General features: G+C 41.5%; 20 protein-coding genes and 1 tRNA gene. 8 read left to right on the plus strand and 13 right to left on the minus strand.

Annotated elements, in window-relative coordinates:
• Window positions 1–184 precede the first annotated feature (184 nt).
• From D7V32_RS15405 to D7V32_RS15435, 7 genes are all read right to left on the minus strand, one after another.
• The gene (locus tag D7V32_RS15405; RefSeq protein WP_000184943.1) at window positions 185–448 is read right to left on the minus strand and encodes a Txe/YoeB family addiction module toxin; all 264 of its coding nucleotides are present in this window, start codon (window positions 446–448) and stop codon (window positions 185–187) included.
• Window positions 435–698 (minus strand): type II toxin-antitoxin system Phd/YefM family antitoxin, encoded by a 264-nt coding sequence (locus tag D7V32_RS15410; protein ID WP_120403717.1) that lies wholly within the window; start codon window positions 696–698, stop codon window positions 435–437. Before D7V32_RS15410 ends, D7V32_RS15405 begins: the two co-directional genes overlap by 14 nt.
• 197 nt (window positions 699–895) lie before the next feature.
• Complete coding sequence (locus D7V32_RS15415) at window positions 896–1,156, minus strand: hypothetical protein (RefSeq protein WP_120403718.1); 261 nt, start codon at window positions 1,154–1,156, stop codon at window positions 896–898.
• Between the two features lie 217 nt (window positions 1,157–1,373).
• Complete coding sequence (locus tag D7V32_RS15420) at window positions 1,374–1,787, minus strand: GlcG/HbpS family heme-binding protein (RefSeq protein ID WP_120403719.1); 414 nt, start codon at window positions 1,785–1,787, stop codon at window positions 1,374–1,376.
• 105 nt (window positions 1,788–1,892) lie between these two features.
• The gene (gene hemL, locus D7V32_RS15425) at window positions 1,893–3,191 is read right to left on the minus strand and encodes a glutamate-1-semialdehyde 2,1-aminomutase (RefSeq protein ID WP_120403720.1); all 1,299 of its coding nucleotides are present in this window, start codon (window positions 3,189–3,191) and stop codon (window positions 1,893–1,895) included.
• A gap of 41 nt (window positions 3,192–3,232) precedes the next feature.
• Window positions 3,233–3,853 (minus strand): thiamine phosphate synthase, encoded by a 621-nt coding sequence (gene thiE / locus D7V32_RS15430; protein ID WP_120403721.1) that lies wholly within the window; start codon window positions 3,851–3,853, stop codon window positions 3,233–3,235.
• Between the two features lie 816 nt (window positions 3,854–4,669).
• The gene (locus D7V32_RS15435) at window positions 4,670–4,999 is read right to left on the minus strand and encodes a DUF962 domain-containing protein (RefSeq protein ID WP_120403722.1); all 330 of its coding nucleotides are present in this window, start codon (window positions 4,997–4,999) and stop codon (window positions 4,670–4,672) included.
• A 342-nt stretch (window positions 5,000–5,341) separates the two neighbouring features.
• Between D7V32_RS15435 and D7V32_RS15440 the strand changes: the two genes are divergently transcribed.
• Both D7V32_RS15440 and D7V32_RS15445 read left to right on the plus strand, forming a co-directional pair.
• The gene (locus tag D7V32_RS15440; RefSeq protein ID WP_120403723.1) at window positions 5,342–6,802 is read left to right on the plus strand and encodes a CYTH domain-containing protein; all 1,461 of its coding nucleotides are present in this window, start codon (window positions 5,342–5,344) and stop codon (window positions 6,800–6,802) included.
• A gap of 158 nt (window positions 6,803–6,960) precedes the next feature.
• Window positions 6,961–8,415: a CYTH and CHAD domain-containing protein gene (locus D7V32_RS15445; protein ID WP_120403724.1), complete on the plus strand. Its 1,455-nt coding sequence runs from the start codon at window positions 6,961–6,963 to the stop codon at window positions 8,413–8,415.
• Window positions 8,416–8,504: 89 nt separating this feature from the next.
• Here the strand turns inward: D7V32_RS15445 and D7V32_RS15450 are convergent, their stop codons facing one another.
• Complete coding sequence (locus tag D7V32_RS15450; protein ID WP_120403734.1) at window positions 8,505–9,137, minus strand: hypothetical protein; 633 nt, start codon at window positions 9,135–9,137, stop codon at window positions 8,505–8,507.
• A 113-nt stretch (window positions 9,138–9,250) separates the two neighbouring features.
• Here D7V32_RS15450 and D7V32_RS15455 point away from each other — a divergent pair, with 113 nt between their 5' ends.
• Both D7V32_RS15455 and D7V32_RS15460 read left to right on the plus strand, forming a co-directional pair.
• Window positions 9,251–9,646: a DUF3144 domain-containing protein gene (locus D7V32_RS15455; RefSeq protein WP_120403725.1), complete on the plus strand. Its 396-nt coding sequence runs from the start codon at window positions 9,251–9,253 to the stop codon at window positions 9,644–9,646.
• A 146-nt stretch (window positions 9,647–9,792) separates the two neighbouring features.
• Entirely contained in the window at window positions 9,793–10,857 is a 1,065-nt protein-coding gene (locus D7V32_RS15460; RefSeq protein ID WP_120403726.1) for an amidohydrolase family protein, read from the plus strand.
• Window positions 10,858–10,916: 59 nt separating this feature from the next.
• Here the strand turns inward: D7V32_RS15460 and D7V32_RS15465 are convergent, their stop codons facing one another.
• The 3 genes from D7V32_RS15465 to D7V32_RS15475 all read right to left on the minus strand — a co-directional run bounded on the left by D7V32_RS15465 (window position 10,917) and on the right by D7V32_RS15475 (window position 16,161).
• Window positions 10,917–13,685, minus strand: a complete 2,769-nt coding sequence (locus tag D7V32_RS15465) for a M16 family metallopeptidase (RefSeq protein WP_120403727.1) — start codon at window positions 13,683–13,685, stop codon at window positions 10,917–10,919.
• 130 nt (window positions 13,686–13,815) lie between these two features.
• On the minus strand, window positions 13,816–14,643 hold the full coding sequence (locus tag D7V32_RS15470; protein ID WP_120403728.1) for a PhzF family phenazine biosynthesis protein: 828 nt from the start codon (window positions 14,641–14,643) through the stop codon (window positions 13,816–13,818).
• A gap of 129 nt (window positions 14,644–14,772) precedes the next feature.
• Window positions 14,773–16,161, minus strand: coding sequence for an L-cystine transporter (locus D7V32_RS15475; RefSeq protein ID WP_120403729.1), 1,389 nt, complete (start codon window positions 16,159–16,161; stop codon window positions 14,773–14,775).
• Window positions 16,162–16,290: 129 nt separating this feature from the next.
• On the opposite strand from D7V32_RS15475, the gene D7V32_RS15480 reads away from it, so the two are divergent.
• The 3 genes from D7V32_RS15480 to D7V32_RS15490 all read left to right on the plus strand — a co-directional run bounded on the left by D7V32_RS15480 (window position 16,291) and on the right by D7V32_RS15490 (window position 18,695).
• Complete coding sequence (locus D7V32_RS15480) at window positions 16,291–16,872, plus strand: flavin reductase family protein (protein ID WP_120403730.1); 582 nt, start codon at window positions 16,291–16,293, stop codon at window positions 16,870–16,872.
• A 187-nt stretch (window positions 16,873–17,059) separates the two neighbouring features.
• On the plus strand, window positions 17,060–17,791 hold the full coding sequence (gene gloB / locus D7V32_RS15485) for a hydroxyacylglutathione hydrolase (RefSeq protein ID WP_120403731.1): 732 nt from the start codon (window positions 17,060–17,062) through the stop codon (window positions 17,789–17,791).
• Between the two features lie 152 nt (window positions 17,792–17,943).
• Window positions 17,944–18,695 (plus strand): IS5 family transposase gene (locus D7V32_RS15490; protein ID WP_099714932.1). Its coding sequence is split into 2 segments (ribosomal slippage): window positions 17,944–18,280 and window positions 18,280–18,695, totalling 753 coding nucleotides; the frame shifts between segments, so codons are not numbered across the junction.
• 3 nt (window positions 18,696–18,698) lie between these two features.
• Here the strand turns inward: D7V32_RS15490 and D7V32_RS15495 are convergent.
• A complete protein-coding gene (locus tag D7V32_RS15495; RefSeq protein WP_120403732.1) occupies window positions 18,699–18,962 on the minus strand; it encodes a hypothetical protein in 264 nt (87 codons plus the stop codon).
• A 403-nt stretch (window positions 18,963–19,365) separates the two neighbouring features.
• Between D7V32_RS15495 and D7V32_RS15500 the strand changes: the two genes are divergently transcribed.
• The gene (locus D7V32_RS15500; protein WP_120403733.1) at window positions 19,366–19,569 is read left to right on the plus strand and encodes a hypothetical protein; all 204 of its coding nucleotides are present in this window, start codon (window positions 19,366–19,368) and stop codon (window positions 19,567–19,569) included.
• A gap of 172 nt (window positions 19,570–19,741) precedes the next feature.
• On the opposite strand, the gene D7V32_RS15505 is transcribed toward D7V32_RS15500, so the two are convergent.
• A tRNA-Leu gene (locus D7V32_RS15505) sits at window positions 19,742–19,826 on the minus strand.
• Window positions 19,827–20,236 lie beyond the last annotated feature (410 nt).

Consider the following 20,236-nt stretch of genomic DNA (forward strand, 5'->3'; position numbering starts at 1 on the left):
CGTTAGAACAACTGTCATGCTAACGCAGAATACTAAGGTGTGAATATTTTGCTGATGTGATTGCTTGATTTTTCGGCTTGGCTGCTTAAAACCGGGAGCATACAATTTAGTGGTGTTTATTGTTTAGCACTTCGTATAAGAGATTTATGTTAAAAAAACAATCCCCTAAAAATAGGGGATCTTGTTAGTAATGGAATCGACATTGAATTATAGAGATTCGTTCATCTGTCACTTCATAAACTAATCTATGCTTTTCATCAATCCTACGACTCCAAAATCCTGAAAGATTAGCTTTTAAAGGTTCTGGTTTTCCTGTTCCTTCAAAAGGTGTTCGCTGACATTCTTTGATTAAGGTATTAATACGCTTAAGTATCTTTTTATCCTGTGTCTGCCAATAGATATATTCATCCCAGGCATTATCAGTCCATTCGACGTTACGATTCGTCATCCTCAATCAACTCTCTGTGTTTTGTTTTCCCTGAACGTAATTGAGCAATTGATTCATTTAAACGACTTGCATTATTTGGAGATGAAAGGAGATATAACGTTTCCATTAAGCTATCGTAATGATCTTGTCCCATTACTACAGCATGGCCACCTTCTTTTCTTGTAATAAAAGCAACGTCTACATCATCAATTACTTTATCTAAAACAGATTTTAAATTGTTACGTGCGTCCGTATATGTAAATACATGCATATATCTATCCCTCTTGAGCTGTGATTACATCAAAATTCTACCACCTAAGCCGCCTAATGACAGTGATAAATCTAGGTTTGAAATAACAATGTACAGAATCCTGTACATATTGTCAATTTCGTATAACAGCCATTATGTTAAATAGAGGAGAAAAAACTCTTTAATTTTTTTTATAAAGATATTTATTATCTTCAAATTTATGAAGCTCTTCGTGTATAAAGAAAACCACCGAGTATTCCTGATAATACTGCACTGGGAAAACTCCACCAGAAAGTGGCAAATATAAAGATAAAAATTAACCCGCCCATTAATATTGAATAGAAAGCAATATCTCCATCAAAAGTCATATTTTTCATTCTTTGATAATACCAAGAACTCATGAAGCTAAAGAATATTACTAAAATAGAAAAGAAAGTTTTTTGAATATAGCTACTTTCAAGCATATCGTTCCACAACATTTTGCGATCCCCATATCTTTAATTTTTCCTAAAATTAACATAATACACCTTATACGAAGTACTTTTCTTTATTCTTTTTAAATCATTGATTTACACCAATCCGTTCCAGTGTACAGCACACCAGAACGGCTTTTTTGTGATTATTCACCTTCCACGCATCATTGGCTATAAAACTGAGAAATAGTTCTAAAGCTAAACTTACAAATCTAATAAAGTTTTATACCTGCGCTAAAAACCTCTCAATCGCCTGCTGTGCAATTTCTGCATCCTGAAAAGACTTTACGCCAGACACGCCCATTGCACCCACCAACTGCCCCTCATACAAAATTGGCTCACCGCCTTCAAGCATACCAGAAAAGGTATCCATGGTCAGAAAACCCATCTGCCCACTTTTAATCAAATCTTCAAACAGTTTAGATGGACGCTTACTAATGGCTGAACATTTAGCTTTTTCTAAGCATAGGTTTGCTGTCATTGGCGATGCGCCATCCATCCGCTTCATAGCCAACAAATTGCCAGTTTCATCTGTTACAGCAATACTGACGTTAAAGCCGTTTTCTACTGCATAAGCATGCGCTGTGTTTAATAAAAATTCTGCATCAGCCAAAGTTAAATAATGCTTGGTTTTCATTTAAAAATCCTTTTTCAATGCACGTTCAATCATGCGTGCTACAAAAAAGCCCACAGCAGGCTGCGGGCTTTATTCTAAAGCAGAATTGACCAATTTAAATGAAAATTACTTCATTTCGGCAAAAACTTCTTTCGCCATTTCAATAGTAAATGCAATGTCTTCATCGCTATGCGCGCTTGAGAAGAAGCCTGCTTCAAAAGCTGAAGGCGCTAAGTTTACACCGCGCTGCAGCATGCCGTGGAAGAAAGTACGGAAAGCATCTACATCACATTTTAAAATTGCGTCGAAACTTGTAATTTCAGTTTGATCTGTGAAATAAAGACCGAACATGCCGCCCACTTGCTGCGTAAAGAACGGAATACCCGCTTCGTCTGCAGCAGCTTGTAAACCTGCAAGCAAACCTGCCAATTTTTCAGTCAAAGTTTCATAAAAACCTTCAGCGCGAAGATGCTTAAACATCTCAATACCCGCACGCATCGCAAGCGGGTTACCTGATAGTGTACCTGCTTGATACACTTTGCCCAGTGGCGCGATGCATTCCATCACTTCGCGTTTACCGCCAAATGCACCCACTGGCAAACCAGCTCCAATGATCTTGCCTAAAGTAGTCAAGTCAGGCGTTACGCCATAATGCGCTTGCGCACCGCCAAGACCGACACGGAAACCTGTCATCACTTCATCAATGATAAAGACCGAACCATGCTCATCACATACGTCACGAATCGCCTGTAAGAAACCGTCAATTGGTTTCACCAAGTTCATGTTGCCTGCAACTGGCTCGACAATCACACCTGCAATTTCTGAACCGAATTTTGCAAAGCATTCTTTCAGCATAGCAATATCGTTGTACGGCAGCGTTAAAGTGTGCTTCGCAAAATCAGCAGGCACACCTGCAGAAGTCGCCTCTCCTTCACCGCTCGTCAGCAAGCCAGAACCAGCTTTCACTAAAAGTGAGTCTGAGTGGCCGTGGTAGCAGCCTTCAAATTTTACAATTTTGTCACGGCCTGTATAACCGCGGGCAAGGCGGATAGCGGTCATCGTTGCCTCTGTACCCGAGTTGGTCATACGCACCAACTCAATAGACGGCATAATTTCACAAATAATATCCGCCAACGTCGTTTCATGAACTGTTGGCGCACCAAAACTTAAACCGTCTACTGCCGCTTCTTGAACTGCTTTAATAATGTCTGGCTGAGCATGACCTAAAATCATTGGCCCCCAAGAACCAACATAGTCTACGTAGCGTTTACCGTCTACGTCATACAAATATGCGCCTTGTGCTTTTTCGATAAATACCGGTGTACCGCCTACACCATTAAATGCGCGTACAGGAGAGTTTACGCCGCCAGGAATATGCTTGCTGGCTTGCTTAAATAATTGTTCTTGCTTAGCAGATAAAGTCATGGAAATACTCAACTCAAAAAATTTAGAATGCGAATCAATACTTAAGATTTTTCAGCAAAAAGCTCAGACCAGTCATATACACGCTGTCCAACAACTGACATTGAACGTCCTAACACATCACTAATCACAGCACAAAGGTCAGCACCAGCCTCAATTACCTCTGCCGAGTTTTCTACTGTTAAACCGCCAATTGCGCAAATCGGCACATTCAATTTTGCTTTGGCTTGTTTTAAAGTTTCTAGGCCAATATTGCCTGCTTCAGGCTTAGTTTCAGTCGCAAAAATAGCGCCAAATGCCACATAATTTGCACCGTCCGCAATCGCCTGCTCTGCAAGCTCCAGTGAATTATTACAGCTGCGCCCAATCAACACACCTTTTGGCAAACGTGCAGCAGCTTCTGCAACAGAACCATCGTTCTGACCCAAGTGCACGCCTACGCCATAATGTACAGCTGCCTCTAAGTCATCATTAATCACAAATGGCACTTTGTACTGTGCGCATAAATGTTTCATATAGCCAATTTCATAGTCCTGATTTTCTTTTGCAACGTTCTTACGGCGATATTGCAAAACAGCAACTTCATAAGTTGCCATTGCGCCCTCTAGCTTTGCTAGCAGCAGCTCAATCGGGTCATCATTGGTAATTAAATATAAACCGCGCATAATACAATCACTTATCAAAACTTAGCAGTATTATAGGCTGAACTGGGCTGAAATGTTCAGCCTTGTCTACAAGATGTATGAGTTTAACGATACAAAGAAACAACGCAAATCAACAAACATGCAATTTTATGTAAAAATACCCAATTCTAGGGATAGACCATTTTTCAATCGAATTGTTTAATGGCTTCACATAAGAGTAATAAAAAAATCGAACAAAAAGATCATTATCAATAAAAGAGAAACCAACAGCGCAAATTGGGCCTATAGATACTTTATCAAAAAACGTTATGGGGAACGTTAAAGTATCTATAGGCCCAACCTATTTTTTCCTGCCCAGCAGCTATCTATCCGCCACAAAAACACATCTGCATATTTTTTAAACACAAAAAAAGATAAGCTCATAAAAAAAGCCTAGAGAAGGTCACTCTAGGCTTGGAAAACTGCGTATATCAGTATTTCCATACATTATTAGAATAATAACTTTAAAATTGCAAGGCAGTGTTTTAGTTATTCCATATAAAAACCAAGGACAACTCTAGCACTTCACAGAAAATAGCAGCTGCGTCACAAAAAGATATTGGCAGCTTCAAAGAAAAATACGTTCTTTTAAATATTATGCTAACGTAAATGTTTCATCAGCACATTTAACATGGCAGCAAGCTAAATCTATAGCAGAATTTTACATAGCCTGTACTGCTCTTCACTTTTCCCTACGAAAAATTGCATGAAAAAGAAAAAATAATGTCATTATTTTTCAAACATCATTAAAAAAACCATTTGTAGAATGGCTTTTTAAATTACAGTTTTTATAAAAATTCAGCTTGGGATTTTATCTTTACTGCGGTCAGTTAGACTTAAATTACCTCGCACAATATCACTGAGCATACGCCAATCAGAAATAAAGCTATACAGCGGCTGCTTAAAGCTGGCTGGCTTATTTTGCTCAAACACAAAATGCCCAACCCAAGCACAGGCATACCCAGCAATAAGCCCATATGCAAAGTACCGAGGCTTACGCTGCGTTATAGCTTTAGAAAAAAAGTATAATCCGATAGAACTGCCTGCTGCATGCAAACGGCGGCTGGTAATATTACGGTGCTCTGTTAGATAGAAACGGTAAAACTCGGAGTAGTTTTTTATCGGCAGCTGATATTCTGGCTCTTGTTCATACTTGGGTTATACTTGCGCATTCATTAGGCATCTTCCTGATGTGTTTTTCTCAGATTAGCGCAATATTCGCCCAATGAGAAGCGGCCTGCTGTGTACTGCAGCAGTCATAATCAAAACATATGCCCTCAACCATATTTTGCCGCCTGCCCTCAGCTTTAAATTTTCCTTTTTTCCCAAAAGATCAAGTCTTACATCCTGTCAGTTTTTAGTTACAATTGGCTATTAAAAATTTTTAGCATACTGCGGCTTGCCCGATTTTACTATTCAGGCACGTCTTCAGGCAGCCAGCTTTGGGCTGCCCGTATTTAGGACATCATCATGGTTGAAGTTGAATTAAAATTTCAGATTCCAGAAGCGCGCCGCATGGCGCTGCTTAAAGCAATTGACCCCAAAAAGTCAGAACAAATTCAACTTAAAGCCAAATATTACGACACGCCAGATAAATTGATGGCGCAGCAGCATGCCGCTCTGCGTCAGCGTTTGGAAGGCAGCCGCTGGATTCAAACCCTTAAAGCAGCTGGAAAATCTCATATTGAACGTTTTGAGCATAATATTGACTTAGGTGAACTTGCCGATGCGCCTAGCCTAAACCTTGCAATATATGAGCAGCATCCTGAAGCTGCACAAATTCTACAAAATGCGCTGAACGGTCAACAGGATCAGCTTCAACTTCAATTTGAAACTGATATTTTACGTACTTGCCGTGTCATTACCTATCAAGATGCCGAAATTGAGGTCAGCCTAGATGTAGGCTGCATTCGCACACCAGATGCTGAACAGGAAGTGCATGAGGTTGAATTTGAACTGAAAAGCGGTTCAATTCAGGCTTTGCTGGCATTCAGTTTTGAATGGGTTAAAAAATATCAGCTCTGGCTGGACGTACGCAGCAAGGCTGAAATGGGCAACTTACTGGCTATACAGCAAAAAGTCAGCCCTGCGGTTAAAGCTAAGGACTTTGTACTCAGTAAGAAAGACCCTGCAAGTAAAAATTTGCGCCTCTTAGTCGCGCAGCAGCTGCAGCATTTACTGCCAAATATTGCCGCGATTTCTGCCTCTGTTGGCGAACAGCCGCATTTAGATGAAGCACAGCTGGCGCTGCAGCATTTACAGCTGACCATTTCACTATTTAAAGACTGGAACCCAGACGTTTCTGACAAATGGGGCTACCAGCTGGAAGCATTTAAGCACCAGTTTGACCAGCTAAAACACTTTGTACACATGCGTGATACCTTAGGCGCATTTTTACAAAACCCAACGACTTCAGAAAATTTAGCCAAAGACATTTTGTACGCACAGGAAAAACTGGGCAACTTGGTTAAGTCGACTCTGAATGTGCATCACTATTTAGAACTGATGATGTTCAGCTTAGAGCAAAATGAAGCTGTACAACATCATGATTTAAAATGGTTTGCACAAAATACCCTGCAAAACCAGTATAAACAGCTGCAGGACTGTTTAAATGCGGCCAGCATTGCAGATTTCGAAAGCTTAGATGCGCTGGCTGCCCGCATTCAGGAACTAAAATTCAGCTTCCCGATTTTAACCTCTGTCTTTGATGTAAAAAACCTGCAGAAATACGGCAAAGCTTTGAATGATGCGCAGCTTGCAGCCAATGAATATCAAATTTTGTCTTCTTCTGCACAGTACATTCAGCAAACGGAATTAGAGGCCAGTGACTGGTTTGTTCTAGGCTGGCTGACTGCCAAACAGGAAGTCTATGCACAGCGCTTACAGGAAGCGACAGAACAATTTATGGTGAGCCGTAAATTCATTAAATAAAAGAAAGAGTCATTTGATAGAAAGGCTGACCGCTGTCTGCCTTCCTATTTTTGTTTATTTTTTTAAGCGAAATATTTTATAGTCAATCTTCTATTCACTCAACTCACCCCTAAATTAGAAACATTTTTTCGTTGAAATTGTTCAAATATGGTGTGCATATGTCTAAGGTTGAACTGAAATTTCAAATTCCATCTTCAAAATTAAAAGCTCTCCGTCTGGCATTTTTACACTGCCAGCCAGAAAAAAATTATTTGTCTGCTCAATATTTTGATACTGCACATTTAGATTTGCAGCGGCAGCACCTTTCGCTCCGGCAGCATAAAGAAAATAAAATCTGGGTGCAAACACTTGAAGCTCCTAAAAGCAGTGTCGAATACATAGAAATTAAGACCAGCTTAGGAAAAGCTGAACCATCCACTGTTAATTTAAGGCCCTGCCAACCATATAAAAAATTCAAGCGCTTACTGCACCCTGTATTTCAGTCCAACCATCCCCTTAATTTTCAGTTTAAAACGGATATTTCAAGTCAGCGCTTTCTGCATACAGAAAAGAATAGCAAAATAGAATTGTCTCTCGACTTAGGCACAATCAGCAGCGCTCATCAAAGCCTTGAAATTCATGAAATAAAATTTGAGCTCAAAGATGGCAATATTCACGATCTAATTCAAACCATACAGCCTTGGCTGTCAAAGTATGAAATTTGGCTAGACAGCCAAAGTAAGACAGTCAAAGGACAAGCGCTGCAGCAGAGCTTTCCTGTTGCTGCAGCGCAATCGCAATCTGCTTTAACATTAAGTCCTCAGGCAGACTCCATTCAGGCCCTGCAGCAAATGGTGTCTAATTGCCTAGAACATTTATTGCCAAATGCCAGTGCCATAGCGCTTGAACAATACAAAGCAGAGCACATTCATCAGGTACGGGTCGCTATACGGCGCCTGCGCAGCGCCTTAAAAATTTTTTCCTCTCCGCAAATTGCACAAACGAAAATTTGGCAAAAACAGCTGGCGGTGCTTTTTCGGCAATTGGGCAATACCAGAGACCGCGATGCCTTAGCAGCAGACCTTCTTCCTCTGCTAAAACAGGCTGGCTCACCAATAGCAGAATTGCCTGCACAAGAAACGGCAAAAACGCAGATTGGCGCTATCTTCCGCGCAGCGCCAACCACAGGCCTGTGGCTGCAATTCATTGATTTCGCAAACGCAGAACAGCCTAAAGGTCAAAAGCTGAAAAAATGCATCCGCAAACAGTTCAATAAAATGCATCAGCGAATTTGCCAAGCAGAAAGCATCTTTACTGAAATGGCTGAAAGCGAAAAACATCAGGTGCGCAAGCGCGTGAAACAGCTGCGCTACAGTATCGAATTCATCTGTTCCCTATATGCGCCATCCGATATTAAACAATATCTAAAAGTGCTGAAACCGCTGCAGGAAAATTTAGGCCGTTTTAATGATCTTTGCGTTGCACATGTCTTATTTGAGCAAAACATAGTACAGCAGCCCAAAGCATGGTTTGTACTTGGCTGGATTGCTTCTGAACAAAAACATATCCAACAGGCTATCCAGCAGGACTTACAAAAATTCCAGCAAGTACAGCGTTTTTGGCAATCAAAATAATGGCTATTTTTTTGATTGCCAAAAACGCTGTACTTGCTGTAAAAGCGGCGGTGCTCAATCACAGTTCTATTTCAAAAAAGCATCAGCCTTTAACGGTATTTGCCAAAAATTTTCCACGTCTGATTATCTGCAAGCGGATCACTATAGCTGTCGTTACGCTGCTTACGCGGCTTATCACGCGCATCAACCAACTCAAAATGCTCCTCTACACAAAGCACGATACCGTTGACGTAAAACCGTGTGCGGGTATAGTCACTCTGCCCATGCTGAAATACATAAGTGCGCAAATCGATAAACTCACGATGCGCAACCAATGCTGCTGTGTCATCGCTGTCTAGCCACTGACGCATCACCCCCACCTGTGCGGGTTCAAACTCTCCGCATTTTTCGACTAAGCTGGCAATCCCGCGGAAAGTCTTCGACTCCTTAGCACGGGTTTTATTAATCCGAATACGGTCTACATGAAAATAAAATAACGGCAGATTAAGATGGCTTGGCAAATGTACAGCATCCAGCACCTCATCTTCCATAAAGGGCTGAAACAAATCCTGCGCACGCTCAATTAAACCTGTCCACTGGCGGTAATATTCATCTACTTCGGACTTAGCGCCATAATAAATAGGCAAACCTTCAACATTCGTTAAATTTGCAGGCGGCCAAATATTCTGACGCAGCAAAGCAATATCACTTTTTAAACTTTGTACCGCGATGGCATCTTGCATAAAATCATCCATTTACAATGCTTAGGCTATTTTTAGATTAAGTCAAAGGTTTAGTTTCTGCAAGGCTTTGCCTATAATTAGCTTTTAAGATTTTAGATGTCAGGACTTAATTCATGGTTCAAAAGATTGAAGCTGCCGATGTAACCGAAGAAGAAGCGTTAAATGCTGCATTCTTTGAACGTGCTGATGAGTTTATTAAGCTCGCAAATGAATTTAGCCGCACTGAACAAGGCAGCCAAGAAAAACCTGCTGAAAAACGCGGCCAGATCAGCGCTGCGATGTTATTTGGCACAGCCCGCTTCAATACTTGGGTTGCTGCCAACAACTTTAAAGACGGCAATGAAATGCGCGATGCCAAAGATCAAGTCATGTCTTATATTTTGCAGCAGTTCCAAATGATGCTGGAAGACAACTATGACGAATACTGTGAACAGTTTGAAAACTACCTGCGCTTCCGTCACAACGAAGAATTTCATGCCAATAAGCATGACCGCGACCATCAGCACTAAACTGTACTAAAGCCCTTCGGGGCTTTAACTTTTTCAGCTGGCTGCAAATTTCAAACTGCCATTAATCTGTTTCTTCACTCTTGCCAGTGCGTTATTGGCGCAGAGCTTTTATATTCATTATAAATTTATGCAGATTAAGGACAGTCATGCACCAGCTTAATTTTCCCATCATCGATCCGCACATTCACCAATGGGACCCTTATAACACTCCGCATGCGGCAGCTTTAGCAGTGAAGTTACTGGGCAAACATCCAAAACTTTTGGACAAAATGGTTCGCCTCCTCAAACCTCAAGATCTAATTGACACTATTGGCCTCACTTCACATATTACCCGTCCTTATTTGCCTGCCGACTATAAAGCAGATATTGCGCATTATTATGTAGAGCAGATTGTACATGTAGAAGCCAATTGGCATCACAGCAAAGGCAAAGGTGTAATTGAAGAAACACTATTTATTGAATCTCTGCCATTTAATGCAGAAACCGTAAAACTAGGCGGCATAGTCGCAGCGGCAGACCCAAGGAACAGCAATTTTAAAAAAATCCTAAAGTTACATCTGAAAGCATCACCGCGCCTTCGCGGCATTCGGAAAATGGCGGCCTTTCATGAAGACCCAGCTATTCACGCGTGGACAGATGAGCCTCATTTATACCGCAATAAAAAATTTCTCAAAGGCTTTGAAGCGCTGGCTCAGCTGAATTTAAGCTTTGATGCTTGGACCTATTCCAGTCAATTAAGAGATGTTATTGATCTTGCCAAACAATTTCCTGAAACCTCGATTGTACTTGACCACTTGGGTACACCCGCGGGCTTATTTGGCCCAGTCGGCGCTTATACAGGGCTGACGAAAACAGCCCGTGAAAATATTTTCTTCCGCTGGCAGGAAGATATTGAAGAGCTTGGTCACTTACCGAACGTATATAGCAAAATGTCGGGGTTATTTATGCCAGTCTTAGGCCATAAATTCCATCAAGAAAAACGCCTTGCGACAAAAACGGAAGTCTTTGATTTGGCTTATCCGCTGATTAGCCATGCATTGCAATGCTTCGGCCCTTACCGCATCATGTTTGCCTCAAACTTTCCAATGGACAGCGTCAGTACAAGTTTGGTCAATATTATTGACGCTTTCAGCGATGCCGCTGCAATATCTCATCCTGACCATCTGCAAGCTATTTTCAGAGACAACGCCAAACAGTTTTACCGCCTGTAAGCATTTGAACTGCACATAAAAAAGCGCCCTAACAGGCGCTTTTTTACTTATAAACTAATTTACTTGGGCATATTGGGCTGCTGCTTGCCATACTGATCAGCCATCACTTCAACCAGCTGATCCAAATGCACATATTTTTTAATGACAGCATCGATATCGGCTTTAGTTAAGCGTGCAATATCCTGATCACGTTTCTCACGCTCCAGTAAGGTACGGCCATGCTCAAGCTGCGGAATCAGCATGCTATGAATACGGCGTTCATCTTCCAGTGCTGTGACGCGTTTCTTCAGCATGCTGGCTTTGGCCGCTTCTACTTCCTGAGCAGTCACACCTTGCTGCAGCATTTCACTCAATACCTTATGCACTGCTTGTGACACTTGAGCTGACTTGCCTGCAGTGTAGTTTGCGCCAATGCCTAATGCGCCAGAGTCATTCCAGCTGCTGAAATTCGCACTGCTGCTGAAACCGTAAACTAAAGCATTTTTCTCACGCAGCTCTTGCGCCAAGCGGGAAGAAAGCTGCGAGTCACCTAAAATATGGCGGAACACTTGCAATGCCGGCATATCAGGATGATCTGTGCCCACAGGGAAAGTTAACAGCGCTTGATAACTGCCAAACTCACGCTGTTCAGACAATGCATGCACTTTCTGTGCTTTATACGCTGTAAATGGCGAATCCAAACGCTCATATGGCTCTTTCGCAGACCAGCCGCCAAACTCTTTGTTCAGCAGCTTCTGCATTTTTTTAGCGTTAAAATCTCCCGTTAAGGCTATATTGACGCGCTGTGTCTTAAAAAACTGCTGATACAGCTGTACGACTTGCTCACGTGTAGCCGCTGCATATTGCTTTTTAGCTAAGTCAGGTTCGAAATGATAGCGTAAATCGCCGGGCTGATACTTTTCCAGCAATCGTGCAATCGTAATGGCTGACACAGTATCTGGTTCTGTATATGGACGGTTTAAGCTCGACAAGCTTTGTGACTTAATTAAATCAAACTGCGTTTGTTCAAATGCAGGCTGATTAATCACCGCCATAAAGTATTTAAAGAACTCTTCAAATTTTTCTTTTTTGGCAGACACCTGCAAGCTCAAACCATTGCTGCTCGCGCTGACGGATGCGCCGCCGCCTGACTCAATAATTTTATCTGCAATATCTTGCAAGCTTTGCGTATTGGAAGCTCGAAATATTAAATAAGCCATCAAATCCAGCACTTCGCCTTTGTTCATCAGCGTCTGAGCTGTACCAAAATCTAATGAAATAGATGCATAGGTTTTATCATCACGGGTTTGCGTTGGAAACAGTGCATACTGCACACCATTTTTCAGCTTCCCGCGCTGAATCTGTTTTTCTTTGCTGTCTAAATAGCTTTTTGACTGACTGACATACTGCTTTACTTCAGCCTGATACGTACTGATATCCTTTAATGGTTCAGTCTCTGCTGGAGTTTGATCCAATGTTTTGGCTGGCGCAGCAGCTTGCTGAGTTTGCGCTTTTTTCTGACCTTCAGGTGTAGGTAAAATACTGCCTGCAATACGGTATTCAGGCACCATAAATGATTTATAAACTTTATTTACATCGGCGACATTTAATTTTTGCACATCAGCTAGGTCTTTAAAGTAGCGGGACCAATTGCCATCATTCGCCACAAAATAATCACTGATGCGTGAACCCAAAGCAGCGGCATTATTTTTAATACTGTCCGCCTGATTTTGCGTCATCACTTTAATGCGGTTCAGCTCTGCATCATTAAAATCTTTACTCTGCTCTACACTTTTATTCAGCGTATTTTGCACCTGAGCTGCATCATGGTTAGGTGCATAAACCGCCCCCATAAACACTAAATTAAAATCACGGTCCAGCCACGTTGTAGACTGCACCGCCGTTGCAATGCCTGTTTCCACAACATCTTGATATAAATGACCGCTCGGCTGCATGGTATATAAACCAGGCGACATTGCCAGTGCAGTGACCGCATCTTGGTTCTGACCATTTAAATAAATATTAAATTTAGCCAGATCACTGCCTTTTTGCACCGTAAATTCACGCTGCTGAATTTTTTTGCCGTCCAGTTTAGGCACAACAGCCTGCGCTGGCACTTTACGTGCTGCAATCGGGCTGAACTGCGCATCAATCTGCTTCAGCACAGCTGTTTTATCAAACTTCCCGGACAGCACCATTGCTGCATTATTAGGCATATACCAGCTGCGGTAGAAAGCATTCAGCTCCTTCATATTAATCGACTGCAGCTCGTTTAAATCACCAATCGGCAAACGGCCTAGATCTTTATTGCCATAAGCGCTTTTAAATATTTGATCCATCAGCACTGCAAATGGCTGATCTAAACGCACTTCTCGCTCACGCTTCACAATATCAATTTCAGAAGGCACATATTTTTCTTGCAGCACCAGCTTATCCATACGCTCAGCTTCAAGGCGAATGACTTCATTCAATACGCTTTGTTCAGGACGGACAATATTGGTGTACTTCGTTGCATAATAATCTGTACTGGCATTGGTGCTCAGCGTGTGCTGATCCAGCAAGCGCTGAAATTCATCACCTTTAATATTTTCTGTGCCTTTAAAAGCCAAATGCTCCAGCAGATGCGCCAAACCGCCTTTGCCCTGCGGATCATTCAGCGAGCCTGTCAGATATACCGTATTCATAAACACTTTATTTTCTTTATCATTTGGCGCAAGAATGATGCGAAAACCGTTATCTAGTTTATATTCTTCAATATTTTGTTCAGTCTTTACTAAAACTGGCTGTGCTAAAACAGCACTGCTGCAGCCTAAAAATAAAAGTGAAAGTGCAAGCTGTTTCAAACGCATTTTATATGTATGTCCAAAGGTATAAATTCAATTTTTGTCAGGCCAATAATGGAGAATAATTATCATTTATTTAAAGCTTTTTTAAATAAAAATCATGCAAGCCCTCAAAATGAGGACTTGCATGACTGGCTTAATCCAAAAAAATGTCTGCCTGCATATACAATTTCCCATAGCCCGATATTTCAATGCGGTCATTTGGCAAAATTTTGCAGTACAGCTCACCGCCTCGTGCAGAAGCCTGATAAGCCAGCAATTCAGTCTTGTTCAGCTTATCTGCCCAGATCGGCACAATACCTGTATGCACCGAACCCGTTACAGGGTCTTCATCAATTCCGCTCGCTGGAGCAAAGTAGCGCGAAACACAATCATAACCATCCTGCCCTTGCGCAGTAATTGCAACATCTGTGTCTGACGCATGGGCGGTAATTGCTGTACGTATCTTGCCTAATTGCTTCAGCAGGCTTAAATCAGGCTGCTCATCCAAAACATCCTGTACAGATTCATATTCCACAATATAAGCCTGCGCATTTAAATATACATTTTTAAATGGCTTGCTTAATGCCTGACGCAATATGTCTGGATACTCAGTCACCTGCTGCGCACGGCGGATTGGGAAATTCATTTGAATCTTGCCATCTTCAGCTTGCTGCACAATGAAGACACCTAAATTACGCACATGAAACTGGATGAGTTTTTCTTGTGTAAAGTCCTTAAACAGTACAAAACTGCTGGCCAATGTTGCATGACCGCAAAAATCCACCTCTGTCGTAGGCGTAAACCAGCGGATTTCATAGTTCACTGCATCTATGACTTTAACAAAGGCCGTTTCAGACAAGTTATTTTCAAGCGCAATTTGCTGCATCACTGCATCATCAAGCCATTCATCACGAACAATAACTGCCGCTGGATTCCCCTTAAAAAGCGCTTGGCTAAAGGCATCCACCTGATACATTTTCATCTAATTTTGTCCAAAATAACTAAAGGGTTATGCGATCATTTATGCACATTTTCTTTTCACATAAATGAAAGCCTATACCGTATAACGCATTCGCTTTTATACATGCATTTGCTGAGCTTGATTGTGGCCTTAAATATGAGTCAAATCCACATCATCACGGTCAAATATTGTTTTATTTGTTTGCCCCATTAACTGACTGGTTACGGTACCTGCAGTTATAGATCCGCTGACATTTAAAGCGGTCCGCCCCATATCAATTAAAGGTTCAATAGAGATCAGCAATGCAACCAGTGTGACAGGCAGTCCCATAATCGGCAATACAATTAAGGCCGCAAAGGTTGCCCCGCCGCCAACTCCTGCAACCCCAATTGAGCTTAAAGTGACTACACAGACTAAAGTCAGAATCCATATCGGGTCCAGCGGGTTAATTCCTACTGTAGGCGCAACCATGACAGCCAGCATTGCAGGATAGAGCCCAGCGCAGCCATTTTGCCCAATGGTTGTGCCAAAAGACGCTGAAAAGCTGGCAATAGACTCAGGCACGCCAATACGCTGTGTCTGCGCTTCAATATTTAAAGGAATACTTGCGGCGCTGGAACGGCTGGTAAAAGCAAATGTCAGTACAGGCATGACCTTTTTAAAAAATTTAAAAGGATTAATACCCGTAAATGCCAAAATAACGGCGTGCACTGTAAACATGATGGCTAAACCTAAATAAGAAGCCACCAAAAATCCGCCTAGATTGAGTATATCTGACAGCTGAGAACTTGCTACCACTTTGGTGATGAGTGCGAAGACCCCGTAAGGTGTAAGCAGCATCACAATGCGGACCAGCTTCATCACCCATCCTTGTAAGGTATCTATTGCGCTCAGCAGCCTCTGCCCTTTTTGCTCTTCGTCCTGAATCAGCCTAATGCCGGCCATACCTAAGAAGACTGCAAATATCACCACACTAATAATTGAAGTGGGATGAGCACCCGTCAGTTCTGCAAAAGGGTTAGATGGTATAAACGAAAGCACCAAATCAGGCACACTTAAATCTGTCAGCTTAGTCATATACTCAGTATTCAGCTGATTTAACCGCTCAGTTTCTTCTGTCCCTTGCATCAAACCTGCAGCGCTCAAACCAAATAAATTAGTCACCGCGGCCCCGACCAACGCCGCAATAAAAGTTGTAATGAGCAAAGTCCCTATACTGAATATACTGATTTTACCCAATGCACTGGCATCATGCAGTTTAATCACGGCACCCAATATAGAAATAAAGACCAGCGGCATCACCACCATCTGCAGCAGTTTCACGTAGCCGCTGCCCACTATGTTGAACCCTTGAATAGATTCTTTAAGCACAGCTGGCGAATTGCCATAAAGCGCATGCAAAACTAAGCCAAACACAACACCCAGACCTAGCGCCGCAAATACTTTTTTCGACAGGCTCCATGCGGTTTTACGCATTTGCGCAAGCACAATCAAAAGCACAATAAAGACGGTAATATTCAGTATTACAATCAGACTCATTTACTAATCTCTTTACTTTTTTCTATTATAAGCCCGCTGAACGCTTTCACTTCAAACAGATTTTGTAATGGTTTTTTGCGCAATCTTAGATATATTGCGTATCAAGAAAAGATTCTGGAAAATTCAAACATGATGCTTTCAACCATACAGCTTGTAGCACTGGAAAAATCCTACCGCCTGCTCAATCATGGACCAACCGTTTTGGTCTCAGCGCAAGATGATACACACACAGGTGTCATGACCGCAGCATGGGCATGCGCAGTAGAATTCAGTCCAGCCAAAGTGAGTGTCATCCTGGACAAAAGCACCATGACCCGCAGTATTATTGAAAACTCAGGCTATTTTGTACTGCAAGTACCTAATCTCAAACAGCTGAAAATGGTTCATGCGCTTGGCATGATGAGTCAGTACGATGCACCAGAAAAACTGCGCCAATGCGGTACAGAGCTTTTTAATTTCCCGCACTCTACATTACCTGCTGTTGCTGGATGTTCCGCTTGGCTGCTTTGTGAACTGATTTCTGAACCGCATAATCAGCAGACACATGACCTGTTTATTGGCAAAGTGCTGCGTGCCTATGCAGATGAACGTATTTTTGCCAACGGACACTGGAAGTTTGACGAAGCCCCTGATGAATGGCGCAGTCTGCACCATGTTGCAGGCGGGCATTTTTATACCATTGGACATGCGGTATCTGTGCAAGAAGAATAATTTCCAACAGTGACTTCCAGCCCCCATTTACGCCCGCAAATATTTCTGCGGGCATACTTGTTGCAGCGTATTAATTTACTTCACTTTCATCGTTGGCAAGCTCTGTAAGATTTCTTTTATCTCCAGCCAATATATGCTGCTTTTCATGTTATGTTAAACCCAATGAACCATATATGAATATCTAAAAATGGCTTTTAAAATTCACTGTATAGATGTGCAAAACGCACTGCAGAATTATATTTGGCTGCTGGAACACGAAGCATCTCAAGAAGTCATCGCAATCGATCCGACCGAAGCAGCTTTAGTTGAAAAATACTGCAAAGAGCAGCAGCTGTCACTCAGCCAAATTTGGCTGACACACTGGCATAAAGACCATATTGGCGGTGTTCCGGAGCTCATTCAATCACGCAATATCCCTGTGTACGGACCGCGTGAAGAACTCAGTAAAATTCCCTTTATCAGCCATCCACTAGAACATGAACAGCAGTTTAACTTTCACGGCCTGAAAATCGAGATTATTGCTGTGCCCGGCCACACACTCGGACATATCGTTTATTTTATAGATGCACTTGATGTACTGTTCTGCGGTGACACACTGTTTGCAATGGGCTGCGGACGTGTATTTGAAGGCACACATGAACAAATGTATCACTCATTGGCGCGTCTAGCGGCTTTGCCTCCGCGCACCCAAGTCTACTGCACACATGAATATACATTGGCCAATGCTAAATTTGCATTGCATGCAGAACCAGATAACCTTGCCATTCAAGCCCGTTACACTGAAGTTGAAAGACAGCGTCTGCTCAACATTTGCACACTGCCAAGCACTATTGAAATTGAACTTGAAACCAACCCATTTTTACGAGCGGATAGCATTGAAAGCTTTAAACGCTTACGTGATATGAAAGATAATTTTTAAACAAAGGCTTATACCAAATTCAAAAGCAATTTAATCACAACATCAAATAAAAAAGCAGGCTAATTGGACCTGCTTTTTTATTTATAAAATTTGATTGGTTTTAGGGTTTGTTGAGAATTAACAAAGGCAACTGATTAATTTATAATAGTACTATGGATAGATACATACTTACTGATGCCCAATGGGCAAAAATGGAACCTTTTTGCCTAGGTAAAGTGACCGATCGAGGTCGTAGTGGAAAAGATAATCGATTATTTTTAGAAGCAGTCCTCTGGATTGCCCGTACAGGCAGTCCATGGCGTGATCTACCTGCTCATTTTGGTAAATGGAATACCGTCTTTAAAAGATACCGTGATTGGGTGAAAGCTGGTGTATTTGAAGCTATTTTTGCATCTGTAAATGAAGATGTTGATTTGGAATACGCCATGATTGATGGAACGATTGTTAAAGTTCATCGACATGGCCAAGGTGCAAAAGGGGGACTTTCAAACAGTCTATAGGTAAATCTCGAGGTGGAATGACCTGTAAAATTCTTGCCTTAGTGGATAGTCTAGGCAACCTCATTAAGTTTCGATTAATGCCTGGTCAATATCACGATTTAGTAGAAACCAAACCTTTAATCGAAGATGTTGATTTTCAAGCATTACTAGCGGATAAAGCATTTGATGCAGATTGGCTCATCCAAGAACTCAATGAACGTAAAGTGAAAGTGGTGATCCCACCTAAATCTAATCGAAAAGTAATGAGAGCATTTGATACGATTATGTATAAATGGCGTCATCTCATTGAAAACTATTTCTGTAAGTTAAAAGAATTTAAACGTATAGCGATGCGTAGTTGTAAAACAGATACGAGTTTTGAAGCCATGATTCAATTGTGCGCGAGTTTAATTAACTCTCGGTAATTCTCAACAGACCCTAGCAAACTCATCTAATTCCTGCTGTGTCACTGCACGGACTGTATGCATTTCATCTACACGGACAAGCAGCAGCCCTCCCAAAGCTGGCTGATAACGGCGAGCGCTGCCAAATGGCGTATATGCAACTTTAGATTGCACCGTAAACTCAAGCCAGTCTTCATGGCCCAGCATCACTGCTGCAGGTTCCATGCCTGAAGTCTGCATCTCTGCAATTTGTGCTTTCACTTGCTGCTCTACAGTTTCTTTACTCATGCCTGCCCAACCAAAATTTTAAAATAAATGCTGTTTTCAATTATAGACCAGCTCAGAGCATTCTACTGCCGTATTGCTAAACAGTTCTATCTCATCGTAAAAAGCAGGAAGCCGCACCCAAAAAGTACCATTTGCACGTTAATACCGCTTCAAACCAATGCTCAAACTGGTTCTGCAATAAAAATAAATATTAATATTCTTAAGCCAAATTAAACACAGATCGTTACATATTAAATATTTATTATATTTTCAACTATTTGGTTAGTTTTATTAATATATATTCTCCAACATTTGCTGAATAAATATTCAAAATAAATTATTTTATATAAAAGTTTATTTTTGCCCTTTAAAAATTATTCATACGTCCCTATTAATTATTTAACGATGAATAAGGAGTTCGCCCGTGAAAAAAGTGGTTAAAGCAAAAAATCTAATTGCCTTCCGTTTATGGCTTGAAAAACTAGGCTATAACGTACGCAACTTGGCAGATGGTAAAGGCTTCACTTTCAGCTTCAAGAAAGAATATGGCTTAGTCACTTATGAACTTGCAGGTAATGCGCTGGCGATGCAGCTAGGCGAAGAGTTTGAAGATCATTTAAAAGCTTAAACCTGAGCGCCCTTTTTCTAAAATACATAACAGTAAAATCAAATAGGGAAAGTTTGATCTACTTAAAATATTTTCAAGCTTGGCTTTTGCTGGGCTTTTTTTATGCTGTTTTGCCGTACACCGCTTTATTTCAGGAAATAAAAAAGCAAGGCTTTTGCCTTGCTTTCATATATGGTGGGGACGGAGAGACTCGAACTCTCACGCCTCGCGGCGCTGGAACCTAAATCCAGTGCGTCTACCAATTTCGCCACGTCCCCATGGCTGGATATATTATAGAGATCAATGATGTATGACAAGCCATTTTATAATCAGTCAAAAGCATTTAAGCCATAAAAGCAGCAATCTGCGCTTAAATGCTTACTCTTTATACTCAAACTCGTTTTAAGCGCAGCTAAAACGATATTTACAGCTTAGGCAGAGCAGCAGCACATAACTGCTGCAATACGATTTCTATATTTAAGCAAATGATTTGAAATAGCATTGAGCTTTAAAATGCCAAGCTCAGATTCCCCTGCACCTGAATAAAGATAACAATCACACTGCTTCTGCGCGTATAAGAAAGCCGTATGAGTACCCTAAGACCATGTCATTTAATTTCGGATACGTCAGATTTAACTGCTCGGCCGCTATTGACGTGCTTAGAGAAAAAAGAAAAATTGCCAAATTT

Source organism: Acinetobacter tianfuensis, from assembly GCF_003611465.1.
In the GTDB taxonomy this organism is placed as follows: domain Bacteria; phylum Pseudomonadota; class Gammaproteobacteria; order Pseudomonadales; family Moraxellaceae; genus Acinetobacter; species Acinetobacter tianfuensis.

Bases quoted from the DNA above. Each gene is read 5' to 3' on its own strand.
- D7V32_RS15405 (WP_000184943.1), bottom strand. From the start codon at position 448: ATGACGAATCGTAACGTCGAATGGACTGATAATGCCTGGGATGAATAT.
- D7V32_RS15410 (WP_120403717.1), bottom strand. From the start codon at position 698: ATGCATGTATTTACATATACGGACGCACGTAACAATTTAAAATCTGTT.
- D7V32_RS15415 (WP_120403718.1), bottom strand. From the start codon at position 1,156: ATGTTGTGGAACGATATGCTTGAAAGTAGCTATATTCAAAAAACTTTC.
- D7V32_RS15420 (WP_120403719.1), bottom strand. From the start codon at position 1,787: ATGAAAACCAAGCATTATTTAACTTTGGCTGATGCAGAATTTTTATTA.
- hemL (WP_120403720.1), bottom strand. From the start codon at position 3,191: ATGACTTTATCTGCTAAGCAAGAACAATTATTTAAGCAAGCCAGCAAG.
- thiE (WP_120403721.1), bottom strand. From the start codon at position 3,853: ATGCGCGGTTTATATTTAATTACCAATGATGACCCGATTGAGCTGCTG.
- D7V32_RS15440 (WP_120403723.1), top strand. From the start codon at position 5,342: ATGGTTGAAGTTGAATTAAAATTTCAGATTCCAGAAGCGCGCCGCATG.
- D7V32_RS15445 (WP_120403724.1), top strand. From the start codon at position 6,961: ATGTCTAAGGTTGAACTGAAATTTCAAATTCCATCTTCAAAATTAAAA.
- D7V32_RS15450 (WP_120403734.1), bottom strand. From the start codon at position 9,137: ATGCAAGATGCCATCGCGGTACAAAGTTTAAAAAGTGATATTGCTTTG.
- D7V32_RS15455 (WP_120403725.1), top strand. From the start codon at position 9,251: ATGGTTCAAAAGATTGAAGCTGCCGATGTAACCGAAGAAGAAGCGTTA.
- D7V32_RS15460 (WP_120403726.1), top strand. From the start codon at position 9,793: ATGCACCAGCTTAATTTTCCCATCATCGATCCGCACATTCACCAATGG.
- D7V32_RS15465 (WP_120403727.1), bottom strand. From the start codon at position 13,685: ATGCGTTTGAAACAGCTTGCACTTTCACTTTTATTTTTAGGCTGCAGC.
- D7V32_RS15470 (WP_120403728.1), bottom strand. From the start codon at position 14,643: ATGAAAATGTATCAGGTGGATGCCTTTAGCCAAGCGCTTTTTAAGGGG.
- D7V32_RS15475 (WP_120403729.1), bottom strand. From the start codon at position 16,161: ATGAGTCTGATTGTAATACTGAATATTACCGTCTTTATTGTGCTTTTG.
- D7V32_RS15480 (WP_120403730.1), top strand. From the start codon at position 16,291: ATGATGCTTTCAACCATACAGCTTGTAGCACTGGAAAAATCCTACCGC.
- gloB (WP_120403731.1), top strand. From the start codon at position 17,060: ATGGCTTTTAAAATTCACTGTATAGATGTGCAAAACGCACTGCAGAAT.
- D7V32_RS15495 (WP_120403732.1), bottom strand. From the start codon at position 18,962: ATGAGTAAAGAAACTGTAGAGCAGCAAGTGAAAGCACAAATTGCAGAG.